This window comes from Streptomyces mutabilis, assembly GCF_014649815.1.
In the GTDB taxonomy this organism is placed as follows: Bacteria; Actinomycetota; Actinomycetes; order Streptomycetales; family Streptomycetaceae; genus Streptomyces; species Streptomyces mutabilis.
This window is the reverse complement of sequence record NZ_BMTT01000252.1, coordinates 1-568: the sequence shown is the minus strand read 5'-3', so window position 1 is coordinate 568 and position 568 is coordinate 1. Positions and strand designations below refer to the sequence as shown.

The window sequence follows — 568 nt, the reverse complement described above, 5'->3', positions numbered from 1 at the left end:
CTTCTTTTACTCCTAATTCTTGAAAGGCGTACTCTATTGCTTCGGTTGCTTGATTTGGCAAATGTGCTAAAGTAAGTCGTTGTTTTTTTGTGAATAATGGATCATGTTTAACTAAACGTTGCCAGGCATGATAGAATCCTTTTTCTCTTTTTGGCATAGTCCAACTTGATTGAAAGTCATCAACATATAATTTAGACCACTTAATCATATGAGCATTTAAAATATCAATAAGTCGTGTACCTTCCTTTGTGAAAACACTAGCACTTTGCGCTATCACATCTTCTTTTTTCTTATAATCCTTAAAATTAGTTTGTACCCATTTTTCCAGTTTCTCGTTATCTTTTGTATTAAAGTAACCTTCTTCAATCGTTTTTAAATTTTTCGCTCTTTGAATATATGTGTTGATATCACTGTCAGATAGTGACCTATTATTATAATGCGCACGATTTTCATCCAACCGTTCTTCAAATACTTTTAAATCTATTTCTTTATTACTAATCGCTCTGTGAATAGTAGACGCATTAGGATAAATGTCAACATCCCTCACACTTTTTAACCAACGTGCCAC

General features: G+C 32.7%; 1 protein-coding gene. It reads right to left on the bottom strand.

Going from position 1 to position 568, the window contains the following annotated elements; genetic code table 11:
• The coding region (locus IE142_RS40205) for a putative inorganic carbon transporter subunit DabA (protein WP_191889499.1) at positions 1–568 on the bottom strand (568 nt) is incomplete at both ends.